Here is a 21,107-nt window from a genome sequence, read left to right on the forward strand (position 1 = left end):
AGTTGCAGATATGTCATTTGATGAACTGATTTCGCGCCAAGACTTACTAGCAGGACTCCCTGCTAAACGTACCAATACTTTGCTCTTTCTGATTGAAAGGCAAACAGCACGACTAGCAGCCCGATCGCGAGTTGAGTTTTCTCTTACCGACTCAGCCGAGCGCGATCGCGAGTTGGCCTTTCTAGAGGCTTTTACTCTAGGAAAAGCCCCTGCGCTCCGCCCGACAATTCAGCAATTAGAACGTTTTGCTCCCCAATGGTCGGTACTTGTACCAGATAATCCCACACTGAAAGCGTCTTTAATCAACACTTTATGTCAAAAATACAGTTTCACTAAGCAATTAGTTCCCAATATCCGAGCGGCTTTAAACTGCGAGCAATTAGGAGTCGAGCAAGCTTATCAACGCCTCTACCAAAAACCGATCGCAGTGGCTTTCGCCTCCCAAGTGCCCCTCAAAGAGAGATTGTCTTGGATAGCAGCAGCGAGTATCCAAAAGGTAGAATCCTTACCACCTTTCTGGATCGCTTCTTTAGTCACAATTGCCTTGGGACTTCCTCAAGCCTTCCTCGCTCTACCCATTGCTGTCGCTGAGTTAGGGCCTCTTGCAAGTGTGGCATTTCTGATTGTTTTGGGAATGATTAACATCTTGACAATGGTTTGTATGGCAGAATCCATCGCTCGTAGTGAAGACTTTGTTTCTGGCAAAACCTTCATTAAACAATTAGCAACAAACTACTTGGGTAAAGCTGGTTCTCTAATTCTTTCGGTTGCTGTCGGGATTCGCGTCTTTTTAATCGCCCTAGCCTGTTACATCGGGTTATCAGCGACAATGGCAAGTTTTACTTCTCTACCAGCTTCCTTGTGGGCGGGTTTACTTTTTTTATTTGGACTATACATACTGTCGCGTAAGTCCCTAAATTTGACCATTGGGGTAACAATTTTGTTAGCAGGATTAAATGTTAGCTTGCTCTTATTTTTAACAGTACTTTCTTTTGGGCATTGGCAGCTAGCTAATGTATTGTACGTTAACTGGGCTTTTTTCGATGGGAGTGCTTTCAATCTCCAGGTATTCCATCAAGTCTTTGGTGTTACCTTAATGCTTTACTTCGGCCATGTATATGTGGGCGAATGTGCAAAAGTAGTACTACCAAAAGACCCAAGCGCCACCTCCTTAATTTGGGGAAGTATCACCGGTACAGCTTTTTTGACTTTCCTATTTTGCCTTTGGGTGCTGGCAGTCAATGGAGCGATCGCACCACAGATACTAGCAACCCAAACAGGAACAGTTTTAGAACCACTGGCGCAGCAAAATGGCCCAATAGTGAAAATCGTCGGTGCAATACTCGTCACTTTTTTGTTGGGAATGGCATGGTTTAGGAGTTCTAGTCTTCTAGTCAACTTGGCGCGAGAATGGCTTCCTAGCCAACCGCAAACGATTTTGACATTACCTAGCCAGCAGGGTAAACTAATTTTGCGAACTCGCGATCGCTACAATCTCTGCTCAATTGGTCTAACTTATCTAGGACTCGCACACGGACAGCCTACCTTCGATCTCGATATTCAATTGAAAGGTAATATCCATCAATTAGAGATTAAAGTTGCTAAAAGTTGGGATATTAAAGAATTAATCTTTAAACTTTCCGACCTAAATCTATATGATGTAGACCTGAAGATAGAAATACAATCGGTTAGTGAAGATCGTGTATGCTTGAAAGTCATCTCTGCAATGGCGATCGCCTACGAGGGAGCTTTAGAGAGAACGCGCGATGAAGATAAAACCACTCACAAGCAGAAATTCCAAAAAGCGATCGCGCAACAGGCTTGGGTATATCTATTAGAACAACGTCAATTCTTACTTTCTATTACTCCTCTATTCCTGGTATTTTTGTTAACCGAAGGACTGTTCTTCTCTGGACAGCAATCCTTTACCAGCGTTCTCGGCTTCGCTGGAGTACTGGGTAACTCTCTTGTTGGTGGGATTTTTCCAGTTCTCCTACTGGCTTCTAGCCGACAAAAGGGTGAAATTTTACCAGGTATTGTTTTAAAGCTGCTCAACTCTCCCTGGTTACTTGGCAGCATCTATAGTTTCTCTTTGTTTATCCTTCTACTCCACGGCTTATTCATCTGGCAAAATCCCCTAGCCCGGATCGCTGTCTTGGGCGTTACTATCCTCTCCTTAGCAGCTACCTTCGTGATGTGGCAGACTGGAGCCTTCATGTCCCGCACGGTAATAGAGTTACAAGAAAACAAGCAACAAGGAGGACAAACTTTCTTCAAAATAACCGCCGGTGGCCGACCAAAAACAGCACAAGTCAAACTAGGATATGCAGACGGCGAAGAAACCCATCAAGCGGCTTCTGTAGAAATTCCCTCTCTCTCGTCTCTGCGTTATGCCATTTTTCAATTACCAACTAAAGAATCAGAAGAACTCAGGGTGTGGGCGCACAGCAATAACCCTAACGGTGACTCTGAAAGCTTGCCCGCATTCTTAGAAATAAATCGAGAAAACCGTAAGATGCAGTTTGATTTAAAACTGTTCGGCGGCAAGGTTTTATTGCCTCTGATTAACGGTAAATACTGCTTAAAACTTGAATTCCCAACAGCCGGATGATGCAGGGGGCAAGGGGCAGAGGAGCAGGGAGCAGGGGGAGCAGGGGGGACAAGAAAGACAAGGGGGAATTATTTAACTAGTTTCTTCCCCAATGCCCAATTCCCAATGCCCAATGCCCAATTCCCAATTCCCAATTCCCAATTTAGGAGTATTTTATGAGTCAAATTATTTCTGTTCATTCATTCCGTGGCGGTACTGGCAAATCTAATATGACTGCCAACCTAGCTACGACTCTAGCATTACAAGGAAAAAGAATAGCTATCATTGATACCGACATTCAATCACCAGGAATTCACGTTATTTTTGGTCTGAACGAGCAGAAGATGAATAATTGTTTAAATGATTATCTGTGGGGTAAGTGTGCAATTGAAGATGCTGCCTACGATGTCACTCATCTTTTAAAGGGAGAAGGAGGCAGTGGTAAACTTTACCTGATTCCTTCTAGTATTAATCCCGGTCAAATTACCCGAATTCTACGTGAAGGATATGACGTAGCCAGACTCAACGATGGTTTTTACGAAATCATTAATGCTTTAGATTTGGATTATTTATTAATTGATACCCATCCCGGACTCAATGAAGAAACTTTACTTTCTATTGCAATTTCGGATATTCTTGTTGTGATTTTACGTCCAGATCAACAAGACTTCCAAGGAACTGCTGTGACACTGGAAGTTGCCCGCAAATTAGAAGTACCTAAGATGATGCTGGTAGTTAATAAAGTATTATCTACATTCGATTTTAATGCTTTGCAACAAGAGGTAGAGTCTACCTATAAAACCCCAGTTGCTGGTATTGTTCCCCTATCAGAAGATATCATTCGCCTTGCCAGTAGTAATATTTTCTGTTTGCTCTATACAAGCCATCCCTTCAGTCAGGTAGTGCAAAAAATTACTGCACAAATTATTAGGGAACAAGCCAAGGTAGCGGTTAGAGGAGCTTTTTAATGGAACGGCAAAAATTTCGGGCTGCCATACTTGCCGCTTATGGTGCTACTGAATCGGAAATCGAAGAACTGCTAGTTTACAATCAAAATGTTTTTGAACATGATAACTGGCAACCATCTCTAAAATTTCCCCTCGAACCAGAATTGCATATTGAGACTTGGGAAAATTACGCTGTCAACGCTAGAGAAATAGGTGTTTTTGAAACCCTCAAGCAGGTATTTGTTCAATTTTCGTTTCCTATTCAAGAAGGAATTAGTCAAACTGAAGCCTACCGTGCTGCTACTTTGAAAGGAGTTAATCTTGATGGCATCTCTGAGGCGACTGATTTAGTTCTTGAACATCCAGACAAGCTAGATTTAAAAATTTATCAAAGTTTAGCTGGGGCGATTCCGGTTATACTTCCTGGTAATCGAGAGGATTTTGTTTCTTTAGTGCGATCGCTAACCAAACGTAATGAACCCCAATTCATTCCAGATTCTATGGGGGCTTGTATGGTTGCTGGTTACAATAATTGGGATCGAATTCGCCGCTATCGCCAACAATGGGAAAGAGAAAATCCAGCAAATTGCTCTGAAACAGCTTGGACAACAGAGTTTAAACGGCTGATTCCCGATAAAAATCGCTATCAAGACCGATTTATTATTCTCAGCGATGGATTTTATAGTAACGTTTCCCCTAGTGATATTGGACTTCCAGAATCAGAATGGCGGCGTTTATCTCTGACAATTCGCTTGGAACACGAATGCACTCACTACCTTACCCGCCGCCTATTTAACTCAATGCAAAATAATCTCCTCGACGAGCTAATCGCTGACTATCGAGGGATTGTTGCTGCGACTGGAGGCTATCGAGCCGATTGGTTCTTACGTTTTATGGGTTTAGAATCATTAGACAATTATCGAGAAAGCGGTAGATTGCAAAACTATCGGGGTGAACCGCCGCTTTCAGATGGAGCTTTTAGGATTTTACAAGCTTTAGTGACAGATGCAGCTTTGAATTTAGAGCGTTTCGATGCTGAATATATTAATAAATTAAGCGTTGGTAATGAGCGGAATTTGTTAGCGATCGCCTTGACTTATTCAACATTAGAAGAATTAGCTTCCCAAGAAAATACTTCCTATCTTGTGACGATTTTAGAGCAACTAGAGACTGAGAGTTAAGAATGAGGAGTTAGGAGAGTTAGGAACTATGATTTTCCCTCAATTTCCAATTCCCAATTTTCCAAAAAAATAATTGCAGGTAAAGCAATGAGAGAAGTTTTACTCCAAGAACTGAGCAATAGCGATATAGATTGGATGCTCACCACGAGTCATAAACGTGAGATAGCAGATGGAACTGTTCTTGCCCAGGCAGGAAAAACTGGTGATACTTTCCATATTCTTTTAGAAGGAACTTTGATAGCTACTGTTTCTCAAACTCGTCATAATCCTTTAGCTCGTGCTTTTGCAACTATAGAGGGAGACGGAATAGCCGGTTTAGAAGTTGCAAGATTTTCTAGTGGTGAAGTAGTCGGAGAAAATTCATTAATTGGCGTTCCTTCGACTACTAATATTCAAGCTTTAGAAAAATCGTTGTTGATGTCTATTCCTCTGGATCAATTAGCAGCTAAGTTGAAGCAGGATGCCGGATTTTCGGCTCGATTTTATCGTGCGATCGCAATTTTATATTCTGACAGATTACAAAATCTAATTTCACGCCTTGGCCGTAGTAAGCTCGTTCAAATGCAGCCAATTAGAGATGTACTTTTTATTTTTGGAAAATTGCATGATAGCGACCTCGATTGGTTTACTGCTAATGGTAAACTTAAGAGAATTGCTCCTCAAGAGATCCTCCTACGCCAGGGAGGGCCAGTAGATGCGTTATATGTCCTCCTGCAAGGACAAATGGCCGTTTCCATTTCTAGCAACCAAGATAATCCTTTGACTCGCATCTTTGCAACCTTGGAAGGAAACAAAGCCTCAGAACAAGAGATTGCCAAATTATACAAAGGCGAAATCATGGGAGAAGCGACTTTTATTGATGGACGCTTACCTTATGCAGATATTAAGGCGGTAGAAGATTCTTTAGTACTAGCGATCGCTCGTTCGGAATTGCTAGCTAAATTACAGCAAGATGTCGGTTTTGCGGCTCGATTTTATCGCGCGATCGCAACTCTACTTTCAGATAGATTCCAAGGACTTCTGAACCGAATGGGCTATAGAAGACACACTTATAGTCCAGGACAGACATTGAGCGAAAAAGTTAAATATGAGGATGAACTAGATTCTGATATTTTAGAGCAGATGTCATTGGCTGCGGTCAGATTTGATTGGATGTTAGAAAATTTAAAAGCAATTTAGATAGCATCAATATTTCTGTTCGCATTATTTCCGCAAACTTTGATGAGGTAAAGTTATGACTTTTTTCGCAAATGCGGGTTACAAAATTTTAAAAGCCTGTGTTAATCAAAGTGAAGGGATGCATCCACGGATATTTTGTCGGCGATGGTTTGGCTTAGAAGACGTTCAAGAAGATGGCAGACTTCGCTTCACAGAAACACAAGTTTTAGCCATAGAATCAGAACATGGCTATCGAGAGAAATGTGTCAATTTAATTGCCAAGATATTAAAGATTAAACCTAATACAGTTCAACGATGGGGCAAAGGGGTAGAGTTTAACAACCTACCTTCAGATAAGCGACATCAATATGAAACCTATCTTCGTTACGTCGATATGCTGAGAGTGTTAAGTGCAAATTTGGCTAAACACGATGAAAGCTTAGTCATCAAGCTGTTGAATAGCTCAACAAAATCAGTAAAAGAAATCAATTCAGAATCTTTCAATTTCCAAGTTTCAGACAAATCGGAAATACTCGTTTAAACAATAAAATCAACACTCTTATGGTAAAAAAAAACTCACACCCATAGTAGTCTGTCAAATTTAAATTGATAGGTAAGTTCGTAGTAAGGACTTTAGTCCTTACATTTCAGGTTCATTAGTCGTTTATGGGGGAAATCCCCGCGCTAACTCACTAAAAACCCTTACAGCTAGCTTGACAAAGTAGTATAAACCCAAAAAAACAAAGGTCATTAATGAAAGTTCATTTAATTGGTCATGCTTCTCTTTTTGTTGAAACCCTGGATTGCAATATTCTTATGGATCCACTTTTATGGAACCCTGGAATCAGCGAAGGAATGCAGGATATTTGTCCCAAACGTCAAGTCCTCCACGACCAAATTCCTGAATTCGATATCCTGGTTATTTCTCACCAGCACATAGATCACTTCAATATTCGTTCTTTAGCTAATCTCCCCAAGCATGTAGATGTGTTGATTCCTAAAGACCAATTCCTAGAAACTTGTCTACGCAAATTAGGCTACCGTCACATTTACCCCCTCAAGGATTTCAATGAAGTCCGAATTGGTTCAACTCGTCTAGTTGCGACTCGTTCAGAGAATCGTGTTCCTGAATATGGGATGATTTTTGCCGATTCTGATGGAGTATTCTGGAATCAAGTTGATTCAATTGTTAATGCTCAAACAATTAATGAAGTCAAATCGCGCTATCCTCAAATTAATTTTTTGTTAGCTCCTTGGCAACCATTATTACAAATTCAATATCAATATAATGAATGTGTTATTTTCCCCTACGCTAGTTATAGTCATCTGCTCAAAATTATCGGTTTAACCGCACCAAAAGCTATTGCTCCAGGTGCTAATGGGTTCAAACAGATTAATGGTTCATCTTGGCTAAATCAGATCGTCTTTCCTGTGACGCGAGAGCAATTCTGTCATGATGTGCAACAGGCATATCCGACGATTCAAGATCGGATATTTAGCTTCGATCCGGGCGATGTTATCACCTTGAACAATGGTGAAGTTAGCCATTCACCACAAAAATCAACCTTTGTGAAAAAGCTAGCCGATGATAGCGATAGCTTGTACTTCTCACCCGTCAATACAGACAGCAAACTCATTGACGACAATCCAGAGGGCTATGACATTGAACAGATGAAAAGCGTGATTGAGGAAGAAATATGCATTCACCTGACCAAATTCTTCAATGACAAGAAAGATTCTTTGTTTATGGAGTATGGCTACTGGAAAGCCATTTATCAGCTAGAAGTCATCTTCCCGACTCATTCTGAAGCTTGGTATTTTGATTTCAGCGAACATTCCATCCAATGCCGACGAGGGAAGAATCCTTTAGCCAACGTCTTTACTTTAATCGCTGCTTCCAGCTTCTATGGACTGTTAAAAGGTATTAAAGGGTGGGATTACGCGAATTTTGGTGGTTACTATCGTTGTTTTAATAAAGTTTATCAAGCTACTCTCTACGGCATTATCAGGCCATTCGACGATTCCAACCAGGGAATTCCAGATCCTCTGAGCCTTAAATTTCCCTACAAGGAAGTCTATGAGCGGGTTCGCTTTTATGAAATTGAAAAATGGGGTCAAGTAAATGACGAGCAAACCATCGACAAAAATAGTCAAAATCCGATGGTTATCATTGGCAATACTCTGATTAAACCCCAGCATAAAGTTCAGTGCATTTAAAATACAGGCAGTTTTTAAACCAATACGCTTGGGTTAAGCATCTCTTTCTTCTCTCTGCGTTCTCTGCGCCTTGGCGGTTCGTTAAAAAATTGACTTTGGTAACTGAGTTTTAACCTTAACTGAACCGTATTGCTTTTTGAGTGATCGCTAATCCCATTCCTAACAAGTAAAAGTTCGTACATTAATTAGAGGATTTTTGCCAAATCCCAAGTTGTATCAAACTTACTCCCTTCTAAGGTGGCAGTAAACTACTCAAATTTCCCCTTTTTAAGGAAGATTTAGGCAGATATAAAACTATTTGATACATCCCTAGCAAATTTTAAAACATTCTCTTAAATAAAAGCAAGAGGTAACTAATGCAAATTCACTTACTCGGTCATGCTTCTCTATTTGTTGAAACCCAGGATTGCAAAATTCTCATGGATCCAATTCTCTGGGATTCTCATTGCGAAGGAATAGAAGATATTTACCCCAAACGTCAAATCCTTCACGACCAGATTCCTGAATTCGATATCCTGGTTATTTCTCACCAGCATACAGATCATTTTGATATTCGCTCTTTAGCTAGTCTACCCAAATATGTAGATGTTTTGATTCCTAAGGATAAATTCCTAGAAACTTGTCTACGCAAATTAGGCTACCGTCACATTTACCTCCTCAAGGATTTCAATGAAGTCCGAATTGGATCGACTCGTTTAGTTGCGACTCGTTCAGAGAATCGTGTTCCTGAATATGGGATGATTTTTGCCGATTCTGATGGGGTGTTCTGGAATCAAGTTGATTCGGCTGTTAATACTCAAACGATTAGCGAAGTAAAGTCTCGTTATGCCCATATAGACTTTCTTTTAGCTGGCTGGCAACCTATGCTAGAAACTCAATATCAACACAATCAAAATACCTGTTTCCCCTACGCCAATTATAGCCATCTGCTCAAACTTATCGGTTTAATTGCACCAAAAACTATTGCTCCAGGTGCCAATGGATTCAAATTCATCAACGGCTCTTCTTGGCTAAATCAGATCGTCTTTCCTGTGACGCGAGAGCAATTCTGTCATGATGTGCAACAGGCATATCCGACGATTCAAGATCGGATATTTAGCTTCGATCCGGGCGATGTTATCACCTTGAACAATGGTGAAGTTAGCCATTCACCACAAAAATCAACCTTTGTGAAAAAGCTAGCCGATGATAGCGATAGCTTGTACTTCTCACCCGTCAATACAGACAGCAAACTCATTGACGACAATCCAGAGGATTATGACATTGAACAGATGAAAAGTGTGATTGAGGAAGAAATATGCGTTCACCTGACCAAATTCTTCAATGACAAGAAAGATTCTTTATTGATGGACTATCACTACTGGAAAGCCATTTATCAGCTAGAAGTCGTTTTTCCCGACTGCTCTGAGGTTTGGTATTTCGATTTCAGCGAACATTCGATCCAATGCCAAAAGGGGAAAAATTCCTTGGCCAACGTCTTTAGCTCTATCGCTGCTTCCAGCTTCTATGGACTATTGAAAGGTATGAAGGGGTGGGATTGGGCCAACATGGGTGGCTACTATCGTTGTTTTCATAAAGTCTATCAAGCTACCCCTTATGGGATTATCAAGCCACTCGACGGTTCCAACGAGATAGTTCCAGACCCCCTGAGCCTGAAATTTCCCTACAAGGAAGTCTATGAGCAAATTCGCTTTTATGAAATTGAAAAATGGGGCCAAGTAAATGATGAGCAAACCACCGACAAAATTAGTCAAAATCCGATGGTTCTTATTGGTAATACTCTAATTAAACCTCAGCATAAAGAAATAGAATAAAATGCAAATCAAGACAAAAATATTCAAACAATAGAAGTTAAAGAAACGCTAGAGGGGTGCATCCCAGTTTTTATTATTCCAAAACAAATAAATAACAGGGAAGGATTGTTACAGAAAACGGAAGTCAGGAAGTAAGGGGATATCAGGAAGGGATAATAAAGTCATCAAGACTAGGTGTATCAATGACTCCTGAAGAAGAACAACAGATAAAAGAATATTCTCGTGCAATAGCAAAGATACTGTACAAAAGTACTACGGGTGAGCAACTCACAAGTTTGGCAAAAATAGAAGAAGTAGTACGCTCTCAAATGCGGAAGCATGTAATGCCAGAAGTAGGGTTTTTTTATCGAAAATGCCACAGGAGAAAGCAGAGGATACAAACGAAAAATAAAAAGTATTATTGGAGAACTGCCAATTACAAACTCTCAAGCACAAAAGCTAGAAATTAGACCCCATAATCAATTGAGTCCATATTTAGAAGCTTGTTGCTTACGAATCAGCGCGTCGGTATCGTATCAACGTGCGGCAGAAGATATTGAATATTTAACTGGTGTAGAAGTATCAAAAAGTGTGCAGCAACGATTAGTGCATCGTCAAAATTTTGAATTACCGCAAGTAGAATCAACTGTGGAAGAATTGAGTGTGGATGGAGGAAATATACGCATTCGTACAATCAAGGGACAAGTCTGTGATTGGAAGGGTTATAAAGCTACCTGCTTACATGAAAAACAAGCTATTGCTGCCTCATTTCAAGAAAATAGTCTTGTAATTGATTGGGTCAAAAGCCAATCAATTGCTCCTATCTTGACCTGTCTTGGCGATGGCCATGACGGTATTTGGAATATTGTCCGCGATTTTGCTCCCGAACACCAGCGTCGGGAAGTACTTGATTGGTTTCATCTGATGGAAAACCTACACAAGATTGGCGGTTCTAATCAACGGCTCAATCAGGCTAAAATCCTTCTCTGGCAAGGAAAAGTTGATGATGCTATCGCTGTCTTTGCTGACTGTCAGCTAAAACAAGCTTTTAATTTCTGTACTTATCTTGAGAAACATCGACACCGGATTGTCAATTACCAATATTATCAAGCAGAACAAATCTGTTCCATTGGTTCTGGTGCTATTGAGTCTACTGTCAAACAGATTGACCGTCGAACCAAAATTTCTGGCGCACAATGGAAATCTGATAACGTTCCTCAAGTCTTAGCTCAACGCCAGAGCTTATCTCAATGGATTAATCTTTGCTCACTAAATAAAAACTGGGATGCTCCCACGCTAGAGTTTGTCAAATGAACAAAGCATAAGCAGAGAAAATGCTCAGGATTTACTAAACAGAATATATGCGTCAGTCGCCAGAAAACAGACATGAATTTTGAACGAAAAAGCGGATGGCGCAGCGTAAAGCCTACGGCATAGCTACGCTTAGAGCGAGTCCGTGAGCGTCTTGTATTCTGACTCCTGTTAGCGGATAGCTAAGGTTTAGCCCATTCTGACTTCTGAATTCTTTTTCAATAATGGTAATTAATTACTAAAATTTTACAGCAATGCAAATAATTCAGACTCCATATTACTCTTTGAGAGCGAAAAGCTTCAATCCTGACTACCTTAAGCTACTACAAATGGAAATACTTTCTTCTCCGTACTTAGCAGAGAGTCAATTAAGCAATGATTTTGCAGGCACTAAAGGCTTTTCAATTGTTTTTCAAGGCTCCGAAGTTAATCAAGTCAAAGAACACTTTCCTTTCCTACAATCTTATTTAGATACTGTTTTATTACCTACATGTAATGCTTTTTATCTCAACCCTCTAATCATACAAAGAGGAGGAGGTATAAAGCCGCACGTCGATTCTAGTATTTCTGGATATTGTAAACCTAATACTATCCCAAAATTTGTTAGCGTTCTCTATATTCGAGTGCCATCTGATATGAAAGGAGGAGAATTAGTTCTGCTCAAAGAAGGAGTCACAGTAGGCGAAATCCAACCTCAAGCGAATACACTGCTGTATTTTCAAGGCTACATGAAACATTCAGTTAATAAAGTAGAAGCTTCCCAGGATAGAATTAGTCTGGTTTGTGAGCAATATATTTTAGACGAAACTCTACTTCAGAAAATACCAAAGTTTAAAATAGAATCTGGAGCCTATAGGGAAATTTCACCGTTGGAGTAAAAAGCAAATATGGTTCTTCCGATGAATTATTATAAGTAATTTATCGGAAATAATATTACTATGTTTAATCTAAAATAGAGATGTTCGAGCGAACATCTCTATTTTTTTAAGTAAAAATCTATCAAATCTGTTTAAATTCAAAAAAAATACTGTAAAACATACACAAAACTATAGGACAAACCAGATTTAATTCCTATTATATAAATAACAGGTTCTTGAGAAAAAACCCGTCTAATAATTACCAGTCAATCCAAGTATCTAGGAGTAAAATCATGTCGAAAGAAGCAGTCATCAAACTAATCGAAGTCGCTGAAAGCAACCCAACTTTGCTTAAGCAACTCCATAACGCTCAAGGGCCAGAAACAGTATTGGCAATTGGTGCAGAAAGAGGTTTTCAATTTAGCGAAGCAGAACTAATAGCAGTGATGCAAGAAAAGCAACTTTCTTTTGCCTCTCAAGAATTGTCCGAAGAACAGTTAGAAGCTATAGTAGGCGGTAAGGGAAAGAAAACTACTAATAACGATTACAGCAAGAATATTCAGTATGGAATTCAGCCATAACGTAATTATCTTTTAAGATAATTTCATCCATAACTACACTTTATCAAGAAAAGAGATGTTTAAATTAATGTCTCTTTTTTATTTTATATTCTCGGATTAAACTTATATAAACTAAAAAAACGCTGTAAATCATACACAAAAAACTATCATTAACTCATGAAAAATCCTATTGTATAAACATCAGTTTTTCCAAGAAAACAATTTCATCATTCTAGGAGTAAAATCATGTCAAAAGAATCAGTCATCAAACTAATCGAAGCCGCTGAAAGCAACCCAACTTTGCTTAAGCAACTCCATAACGCTCAAGGGCCAGAGACAGTGTTGGCAATCGGTGCAGAAAGAGGTTTTCAATTTAGTGAAGCAGAACTAGTAGCTGTTATGCAAGAAAAGCAACTTTCTTTTGCCTCTCAAGAGTTGTCTCAAGAACAGTTAGAAGCTGTAGTTGGTGGTAAAGGAAAGAAGACTACTAATAACGATTACAGCAAGAATATTCAGTATGGACTTCAACCATAACGTAATTATCTTTTAAGATAACTACATCCATAACTACACTTGATAAATAAAAGAGATGTTTAAGTTAGCATCTCTTTTTTTATATCAAATTTCAGGATAAAAACAAAATTTTTGGAGATTAAAAATAACACTGTAACTCATACACAAAAAGGTGTTATTTACTTATTAAAATTACTATTGTATAAACATGAATTCTTCCAGGAAAAACAATTCCATAATTCTAGGAGTAAAATCATGTCAAGAGAATCAGTCATCAAACTAATTGAATCTGCCGAAAATGACCAAAACTTGCTTAAGCAACTCTATAGCGCTCAAGGGCCAGAAAGTATCTTAGCTATTGCATCTACAAGAGGCTATAAATTTAGCGAAGAAGAACTATTGTCTGTCATGCAGGAGAGACAGCTTTCTTTTAGCACTGATGTGTTGTCTGGTGAAGAACTAGAGGCTATAGCTGGTGGTAAAGGTGATGTTAAAGCTACATATAATGATGCTAGCAAGACTTTGTATTTTCCACAAAAGAAAAAGTAGATTTAAACCATAAGGTTTGTGTTTTAGACGAGAGTTTCAATGGAGCGGCGACTTTTGTAAATTTAAGACCGAATTTTTGTCGCTCCAGCAACTAAAAATGTAATTTTTAGCTCAAACTCTACAATATAGGATAGGAAATCAGTGTGTATACCATAGCCCGTCTTCACAATTTTGGCTGTGCATTTCTTTATAGTCCCCTGACTTATCCTCTTTATCGTTCTTGGTTGCGAACTCTAACCATAAAGGGAAATATAATAGCCATTGGTGCATCTGTTGCGGACAAGCCTGTTGGTTTAGCTTTAGCTGAGATATTAAGAGATGGTTCGGCAAAGTTGCTTTCTATTTTTGTGGATCCAAACTCTCGATGCTTGGGAATTGGCACAGCTTTAGTGCATAGCTTAGAAGAGGAGCTAATTTTAAGAAATTGCACGAGTATTGAAATAGTTTATATAGCTGGTAAATCGACTAGTCTAGCATTAGAATGTCTGCTTAAAAAGTGTAATTGGCCATCTGCAAAACCTCGGATGCTAATTTGTAAGACAACGACAAATGATATGACTAATGCACCTTGGATGAAGTTATCCAGAATGCCTGCTGCTTATGAAATTTTCCCTTGGATGGAAATTACTTTCCAAGAGCGCGTCGCCCTGAAAAAGCAACAAGAAGAAAAGCGGTGGATGGCATCTGATGCAATTCCTTTTGATTACGAACAGGATTTAGAACCTATCAATAGTATAGGATTGCGCTACAAAGGAGAGGTTGTTGGTTGGCTTATTACTCATCGTACTGCTCCTGACACTATCCGTTATACGTGTAGCTATGTCCGACCTGATATTCAAAAAATGGGTCGAATTATTCCTTTATATATCAGAGCGACTCAACTTCAGATGGAAGCTGGAATTAGTAGAGGAACTTGGACTGTTTCTCTTATGCATACCTCTATGATTGCTTTTGTGAAAAAGCACATGGGGCCATACTTGATATCTCTTGAACAGTCTATGGAATCATCTAAATTATTAAGTCATTTATAAAGTAAAAGTTGATGGATAACTCCAATTAATTGGTTGTGATCGCTAGTTTCATAAAGATGTTCACCAACTATTTCGAGGAAGACTGAAAAGGTTTTAAATGGATACTAAATATCGTTGGTCAAACACACAAAATAATACCAAAATCGTCAATTCCATCAATGCTAAATTTGATGAATTTGGTAGTAAACAAATACCACAACGTCTACATTACTTTTTTGAAAATCGATGTGATATCGACGCTAATGCTCTTGCTATTGTCTGTGAAACAGAAAGCCTTAGCTATGCTGAACTTGATGCACGAGCTAACCAATTAGCCAACTACTTCGTGCATAAAGGTATCAGCCAAGGTGACAGAGTTGGTATTCTACTCGAACGCTCAGTTAACACCTATATAACTCTGCTGGCTATACTCAAGAGTGGTGCTGCTTTTGTACCTTTAGATTCGTCTTTTCCTCAAGATAGAATCGCCTTCATTGCTGAAAATGCATCCCTGAATTTGCTCGTTAGTAGCACAAAATTAAGTGAGCTAACTGTGGGAGTTTCCTGTCTGGTTTTGATGCTGGACACTGTAGCAACAGATGTTGCAGCCCAGGCAAAGACGCGGATTGAACTTTCAGATTTAGAAGATGAACTTTGTTACATTATCTACACTTCTGGTTCGACTGGTCGCCCCAAGGGTGTTGCTGTTAACCATTCAAATATATGCAGCTTTATCACTATATGTACGCCGATTTATGGTGTTAAGAGTTGGGATCGAGTTTATCAAGGCATAATTATCGCCTTTGATTTCTCTTTCGAAGAGATTTGGCCGACCTTGGCTGTTGGAGCAACGATTATTGTCGGGCCAACAGATCATCGAAAAATAGGTTTAGACCTTGCTGATTTTCTGATTGAGCAGAAAGTGACAATGCTTTACTGTGTCCCTACGCTACTGGCTACAGTAGATAAGGATATACCTGCAATACATACCTTGATAGTTGGTGGTGAAGCCTGTTCCCAGGATTTAGTCAAGCGTTGGAGTCATTCTGGTCGGCGGATGCTCAATACTTATGGGCCAACAGAGACGACGATTACTGCTCTCTGGACTGAGCTAGTACCAGACAAAGCGGTGACTATTGGTAAACCATTACCGGATTACAGCGTTTATATTTTAGATGAGCATCTGCAAGAAGTACCACTAGGTGAGATTGGGGAAATCTGCATAGGTGGAATTGGTGTCACCCAAGGTTATGTTAATCTTCCAGAACAAACTGCTTCTAAGTTTGTTACAAATCCCTTTGAGCAAAGTCATAAGGGAGAAAAAATATATCGTAGTGGCGATCTCGGTCGGGTAACACCGGACGGCGAAATAGAATTTCTGGGCCGGATCGATCATCAAGTAAAGATACGCGGTTATCGGCTTGAACTTACAGAAATTGAGGCGATTTTACTAGAGAATCAGGAAATTGAGAATGCTATTGTTTCACTTGTATCTATTAATGATGCAGTCAAAGAATTAGCAGCTTATATTACATTACATATTCCTGTTACTGACCCCGAAGCTCTGAAATATAGCCTGTATACATCATTAAGTAGCCGTTTGCCTAGTTACATGGTGCCAGCATTCATTGATATTTTGGATGCCATTCCCACGCTACCAAATGGAAAAGCAGATCGTTCTAAGCTACCTACACCAATTACTACACGGCTCAAGCAAAATTCTGGTAATTATGTACCGCCAGCTACAGAACTTGAGCAAGAACTAGCTAATACTTGGGGTCATATTTTCGGGAACAACAATATCTCAGTTGAGGAAGACTTCTTTGAGGATCTTGGTGGTCATTCGTTATTTGCGGCTCGAACCATCTCTAATTTAAGACTCAACCCAATATTGCAGTCCCTTTCTATTGCTGATTTGTACTCCCATACAACTATCCGGGCTTTAGCGAACCACATCAAGGGTATTCAGCAACAGCAAAGTAAGCCAATTTCTCAGATATATACCAAGTCACATCGGACACTGCGACATCATAGCAACCTACGGGTGTGGTTCTACGGAGGTATACAGACATTATTGCTCTATCTGCTGTTTGCTATTCTTGGAGTTCCATTGATATTGGTGTTAGCAAATACTCATAGCTGGTCATCACCACTCCAGATTTGTACTAGAGCTATTCTGGTTTCAGCTAGTTGGTTATTGATTACCTTAATGCTGCCAATAATAGCGAAATGGCTGCTTATCGGTCGGTTCCGCCCTGGTCGTTATCCATTGTGGGGTTGGTATTATTGCCGTTGGTGGTTGGTAAGAAAGATTATAGAACTAGCACCACTCAATTATTTGGCAGGTTCGCCCTTAATGCCTTTTTATATGCGGTTGCTGGGCGCACGCATTGGTAAAGGATGTCACATTGGGACTAAAGACTTACATCTACCTGATTTGATTGCGATCGCAGACGAAGTGAGCATCGGCTACAGTGTTCAAATACAACCTTTTATTATTGAGGATGGTTGGCTGTATCAATCACCTATCCAAATTGGTGCTAATACCTTTATCGATACTAACTCAGTAGTCATGCTTGGTAGTAGTGTTGGTCAGGGAGTGCAGCTAGCTGAACAGTCTTTGGTGGCGGAAGATCAAACAATTCCAGATTATCAGACTTGGGCGGGGTCGCCTTCTGCACGCACCAGTGATGTCGATCCGATTGTTACCGAAATTAGCGATCGCAAAACACCTTCTCTCAAGTGGTCGCCAGTATTGTGGCTAGGTTTTGTGGCTGGACTTGTTCTGCTTGAGACTTTGCCGTTGATGATTTTTACTCCAGGCTTAGTATTTGAGTACTTTGTATCCCAAGGGGAACTGCTCAAAGAACTTGTATATACACCGATTGCAGGTCTGTTGTATACACTTACCGCCTGTACGTTAGTCGCCCTTGGTAAGTGGTTAGTTATGCCAACTACCCGCCCCGGAATTTTTCCTGAGCAATCTGGTTTTGGTTTGCGTAAGTGGCTGGCTGACAAGCTAATATTTACCAGTTTAGCAGTGACTAACACCCTCTACGCTACGCTTTATACAGCGCCTTGGCTGCGTTTGTTGGGAGCTAAAATCGGGCCAAGGTCAGAAGTTTCGACGGTATCGCACATCGATCCTAATTTGCTGACGGTGGGTGCTGAAAGTTTTGTTGCCGATTTTGCCACAATTGGGCCAGCGAAATACTACAACGGTTTCATCTCATTGGGAGCGACTAAACTTGGTAGTCGTTGCTTTGTGGGTAATGCGGCTCTCGTACCGGGAAATACACATCTCGGCGATAATAGTTTGATTGGTGTGCAATCTGTACCACCCACTCAGCCTGTGAAATCTGGTACATCATGGCTTGGTTCGCCAGCAATTTTTCTACCACGCCGTCAGCAAAACGAATGCTTTGATGAAAACGTGACTTTCCGACCATCTATGTGGCTAGTCGCTGGTCGTCTAGCGATCGAGTTTGTGCGAATTGTCTTACCACCGACACTGATCTATGTCCTGTTTATTCAGAACCTTTTAGGGACAACTTGGTTAATGTCAGTAGTATCAATACCAATGCAAATAGCTCTATGGCCAGTAATTTATTTGACCTCTTCGCTGCTATTAACTATATTGGTCGCAATCTTGAAATGGATTACAGTTGGGCGTTATCGACCCCGTGTAGAGCCACTTTGGTCTAACTTTGTCCGACGCACAGAGTTAATTACTGGGTTATATGAAACTGTAGCTGTACCATTTTTACTCAAGTGGTTTACTGGTACACCACTGCTAGCACCGCTTTTGCGCCTGTTTGGTGCCAAGATTGGCCGGCGAGTTTATATGGAGACGACATTCCTAACGGAGTTTGACTTAGTTCGCGTTGCAGATGATGCTGCGATCGCTAATTTAACATCACTTCAAACCCACTTGTTTGAAGATCGAGTGATGAAAATGTCCAAGTTAAGGATTGGTCGGGGTTGTAGTGTTGGCACTCGTTCTGTAGTTTTATACGACTCCGAGATGGAAGCTGGTGCAAAACTGGATGCTCTATCTCTGGTCATGAAGGGCGAAATGTTGCCATTTAAGAGCCACTGGCAAGGGATTCCATCTCGCTCAGTTGACTAGTATTTTTTTGAGGGTTTGTAGTAAAAACTTTAGTGCTTAAAAAATAAAGAACTAAAGTCTTTACTACAAACTTCCTTACCTATCAATTTAAGCTGGACAAACTAGTAGAAGATGCTGCTAACAAGGCAGCAAGGAGTAATAATATCATATTAAAATTGATTGACAAAATTCTCTCCTCTGCTCTCTAATACTGCTCGATTAAGTATATTTGGAGGCTGGTAAAACGTAATTGCCTACATAAATTTGAATTTTTTCATCAAGTTACAACTGAAGGGATTGATGATGAAGCTTAACAAATTCACATTATTGTTTTTCAAAAGCATATTGTCAGAATGGCTTTTCAAAAGTTTTGTTCCGAGTTTGATAATATTTCTTACCCTCACACTTGTCGGTATTCCTCTGAAAGTAATTGCATCTAAAGACAATTCCAATAATGAAATTGAAACCCTCCAAATTGAGATTACACAACAGGATCTCAAAAATATTGATGAGCTAGTTAGGATTGCTGAACTTCATTCTGCTGAAATACAAGAGGCAAAAGCTGGAATGGGACTGAGTTCCTTTGATGATGTAATGAGTATCGAATTATCTACATCTACATCAAACGATAGCTCATTTACAAGCGATCGGGATCTCTCACTTGCTATCACAATTGATCCGATTAAAATCTTTACCGTAACCAAACAATTATCTGTTGCCGAAACTCGTTGGAATGAACAAAAGCGTCAAAAACGAGTAGCTGTTGTACAATCCTACGTTGACTATCTACAAGCACGTCAAGCCTCAAAAATTGCCATTTACCAAATACAACAATTTACAAGTAGTTCGCGTGTTGCTAGTCTCCAGCCACAAACAAACTCTCAAAAAATAATTAATCATATTGGAAATCCTGATTATGTTGCAGTTGTGACAAAAATGCTAAATACAAATACACGCGAACGAGTGGCTTTAGAGCAACTAGCAGCCTGTATTGGCTTATCACCACAAGCAACAATTACCATCATCAATAAATAATAAGTGTTAATATTAGAGTTTAACAGTTTTATAGTATTTAAATAACAAAAATAGGATTAGTAATTGCGGTAGAATTAAGTGTTGGATTTAGCGAAGCATAACTACTAACTGTGATGCCTCAGAAGCAAAATAAAGTTGCTTCTGAGGCATTTTCAGATGAATATTTTGAAGCTGTAGCTGGTGGTGAAGGAAATATTTTACAAAGAACCTATACTAGACTGTTACCAATTACTATGGTAAAGGTAAAGTAAAATTTATGTTCTAAATTAGGGTTTCAAAATAACGGCATAAAATGACAAATTTAAGTGGTTAATAAAGATAAGTTGTAAATAATGCAAATTTTCACAAATCACACAAAAACAAAAAAGCCGATTTTAAATGTATTTAAAATCGGCTTTTTTGATTGTCTATTAAGCTGCAAGACTTAGATAAATAAAGCAAAAAATCACTAGATAATGATAGAACTCCTGTCTGATTTATGAACAATATTCCAGATAAAACCCTAGTAAAATGGGCTTTTCAGTCTCAGAGTGTTTTCAAAAATCAAATTGGAATCCTATATATGGTATTCCTAAATCATGAATGAGAAATAGTAAAGGCTGAAAAGCTTATTAAAACTCTTTTTTAGCCTTTCTAAATTTTCACAAATCACATAGGATTACTATAGTATATCTAGGGTTACTTTAGAGGATGTTTGAAAAGTCCTCTTGTCGGTATCAAAAATTTTAGATCCCTCTAAATCCCCCTTCAAAAGGGGGGACTGTGATTCCGGTTCCCCCTTTTTTAAGGGGGGTTAGGGGGGATCTAAAGTGCCTAAAGTCACAGCGAAACACTTTTCAAACAACCTCTTACAGTACCAATTCTCCAGTTGCCCACAGAACCTTTGAAACCATTGAAATCTGGTTTACCTTCTCTGGTGGGAAATTTTATAGTAATGACGTTTTTACCACCAGCGATTTGCTTGAGGTCTTCTTCTAAAAGTTCCGCAGAAATGATAATTTCTTCGTTGTTATTAGACATCTTTTTCTCCTATTGGATTGGCTAATATGACAACAAAAAAATGAGTAAGAATATTAGCTTACTGCTTGTTTGTTACAGCTTGCTTTTTTCATCTGTTGCTTTTGTTGAGTCCATATTAATATCTATTTGAGGGATAAATAAATTCATTATTTTTACCTAGAAATGATGTTTTTTACGAATGGAGCTATTAATATTGTAACGCTTGTTAAAACTTCAAAAGTGCATTTTTTCATAAAAATTCTTCCTTGTGGATAGATA

17 protein-coding genes are annotated in these 21,107 nt (G+C 39.4%); 16 read left to right on the forward strand and 1 reads right to left on the reverse strand.

Annotated features, from left to right (window positions below):
- Nucleotides 1-10: 10 nt before the first annotated feature.
- From NPUN_RS16265 to NPUN_RS41945, 16 genes are all read left to right on the forward strand, one after another.
- Nucleotides 11-2,611: an amino acid permease gene (locus NPUN_RS16265; protein WP_012409646.1), complete on the forward strand. Its 2,601-nt coding sequence runs from the start codon at nt 11-13 to the stop codon at nt 2,609-2,611.
- Between the two features lie 155 nt (nt 2,612-2,766).
- Nucleotides 2,767-3,558 (forward strand): MinD/ParA family ATP-binding protein, encoded by a 792-nt coding sequence (locus NPUN_RS16270; protein ID WP_012409647.1) that lies wholly within the window; start codon nt 2,767-2,769, stop codon nt 3,556-3,558.
- A complete protein-coding gene (locus tag NPUN_RS16275) occupies nt 3,558-4,718 on the forward strand; it encodes a DUF7005 family protein (RefSeq protein ID WP_012409648.1) in 1,161 nt (386 codons plus the stop codon). The genes NPUN_RS16270 and NPUN_RS16275 overlap by 1 nt, the downstream gene beginning before the upstream one ends.
- A gap of 87 nt (nt 4,719-4,805) precedes the next feature.
- On the forward strand, nt 4,806-5,897 hold the full coding sequence (locus tag NPUN_RS16280) for a cyclic nucleotide-binding domain-containing protein (RefSeq protein WP_012409649.1): 1,092 nt from the start codon (nt 4,806-4,808) through the stop codon (nt 5,895-5,897).
- A 55-nt stretch (nt 5,898-5,952) separates the two neighbouring features.
- On the forward strand, nt 5,953-6,417 hold the full coding sequence (locus tag NPUN_RS16285) for a hypothetical protein (RefSeq protein ID WP_012409650.1): 465 nt from the start codon (nt 5,953-5,955) through the stop codon (nt 6,415-6,417).
- A gap of 275 nt (nt 6,418-6,692) precedes the next feature.
- A complete protein-coding gene (locus tag NPUN_RS16290) occupies nt 6,693-8,093 on the forward strand; it encodes an MBL fold metallo-hydrolase (RefSeq protein ID WP_234711107.1) in 1,401 nt (466 codons plus the stop codon).
- A 356-nt stretch (nt 8,094-8,449) separates the two neighbouring features.
- Complete coding sequence (locus NPUN_RS16295; RefSeq protein ID WP_012409652.1) at nt 8,450-9,907, forward strand: MBL fold metallo-hydrolase; 1,458 nt, start codon at nt 8,450-8,452, stop codon at nt 9,905-9,907.
- Between the two features lie 182 nt (nt 9,908-10,089).
- A protein-coding gene (locus NPUN_RS16300; protein WP_419788434.1) for an ISKra4-like element ISNpu15 family transposase occupies nt 10,090-11,200 on the forward strand; the annotation gives its coding sequence in 2 pieces (ribosomal slippage) (nt 10,090-10,242 and nt 10,244-11,200; 1,110 coding nt in all).
- A gap of 251 nt (nt 11,201-11,451) precedes the next feature.
- Complete coding sequence (locus tag NPUN_RS16305; RefSeq protein WP_012409654.1) at nt 11,452-12,075, forward strand: 2OG-Fe(II) oxygenase; 624 nt, start codon at nt 11,452-11,454, stop codon at nt 12,073-12,075.
- 272 nt (nt 12,076-12,347) lie between these two features.
- A complete protein-coding gene (locus tag NPUN_RS16310; RefSeq protein WP_012409655.1) occupies nt 12,348-12,635 on the forward strand; it encodes a Nif11-like leader peptide family natural product precursor in 288 nt (95 codons plus the stop codon).
- Nucleotides 12,636-12,860: 225 nt separating this feature from the next.
- On the forward strand, nt 12,861-13,148 hold the full coding sequence (locus NPUN_RS16315; RefSeq protein WP_012409656.1) for a Nif11-like leader peptide family natural product precursor: 288 nt from the start codon (nt 12,861-12,863) through the stop codon (nt 13,146-13,148).
- A 234-nt stretch (nt 13,149-13,382) separates the two neighbouring features.
- Nucleotides 13,383-13,676 (forward strand): Nif11-like leader peptide family natural product precursor, encoded by a 294-nt coding sequence (locus tag NPUN_RS16320; protein WP_012409657.1) that lies wholly within the window; start codon nt 13,383-13,385, stop codon nt 13,674-13,676.
- Nucleotides 13,677-13,819: 143 nt separating this feature from the next.
- Nucleotides 13,820-14,707, forward strand: coding sequence for a GNAT family N-acetyltransferase (locus tag NPUN_RS16325; RefSeq protein WP_012409658.1), 888 nt, complete (start codon nt 13,820-13,822; stop codon nt 14,705-14,707).
- Between the two features lie 97 nt (nt 14,708-14,804).
- Nucleotides 14,805-18,815 (forward strand): Pls/PosA family non-ribosomal peptide synthetase, encoded by a 4,011-nt coding sequence (locus NPUN_RS16330; RefSeq protein WP_012409659.1) that lies wholly within the window; start codon nt 14,805-14,807, stop codon nt 18,813-18,815.
- A gap of 279 nt (nt 18,816-19,094) precedes the next feature.
- Nucleotides 19,095-19,829, forward strand: a complete 735-nt coding sequence (locus NPUN_RS16335; RefSeq protein WP_234711108.1) for a hypothetical protein — start codon at nt 19,095-19,097, stop codon at nt 19,827-19,829.
- Nucleotides 19,830-19,942: 113 nt separating this feature from the next.
- On the forward strand, nt 19,943-20,080 hold the full coding sequence (locus NPUN_RS41945) for a hypothetical protein (RefSeq protein WP_167315636.1): 138 nt from the start codon (nt 19,943-19,945) through the stop codon (nt 20,078-20,080).
- 568 nt (nt 20,081-20,648) lie between these two features.
- On the opposite strand, the gene NPUN_RS16340 is transcribed toward NPUN_RS41945, so the two are convergent.
- Nucleotides 20,649-20,849 (reverse strand): hypothetical protein, encoded by a 201-nt coding sequence (locus NPUN_RS16340; protein WP_041565452.1) that lies wholly within the window; start codon nt 20,847-20,849, stop codon nt 20,649-20,651.
- Between the last annotated feature and the right edge of the window lie 258 nt (nt 20,850-21,107).

Source organism: Nostoc punctiforme PCC 73102 (genome assembly GCF_000020025.1).
In the GTDB taxonomy this organism is placed as follows: domain Bacteria; phylum Cyanobacteriota; class Cyanobacteriia; order Cyanobacteriales; family Nostocaceae; genus Nostoc; species Nostoc punctiforme.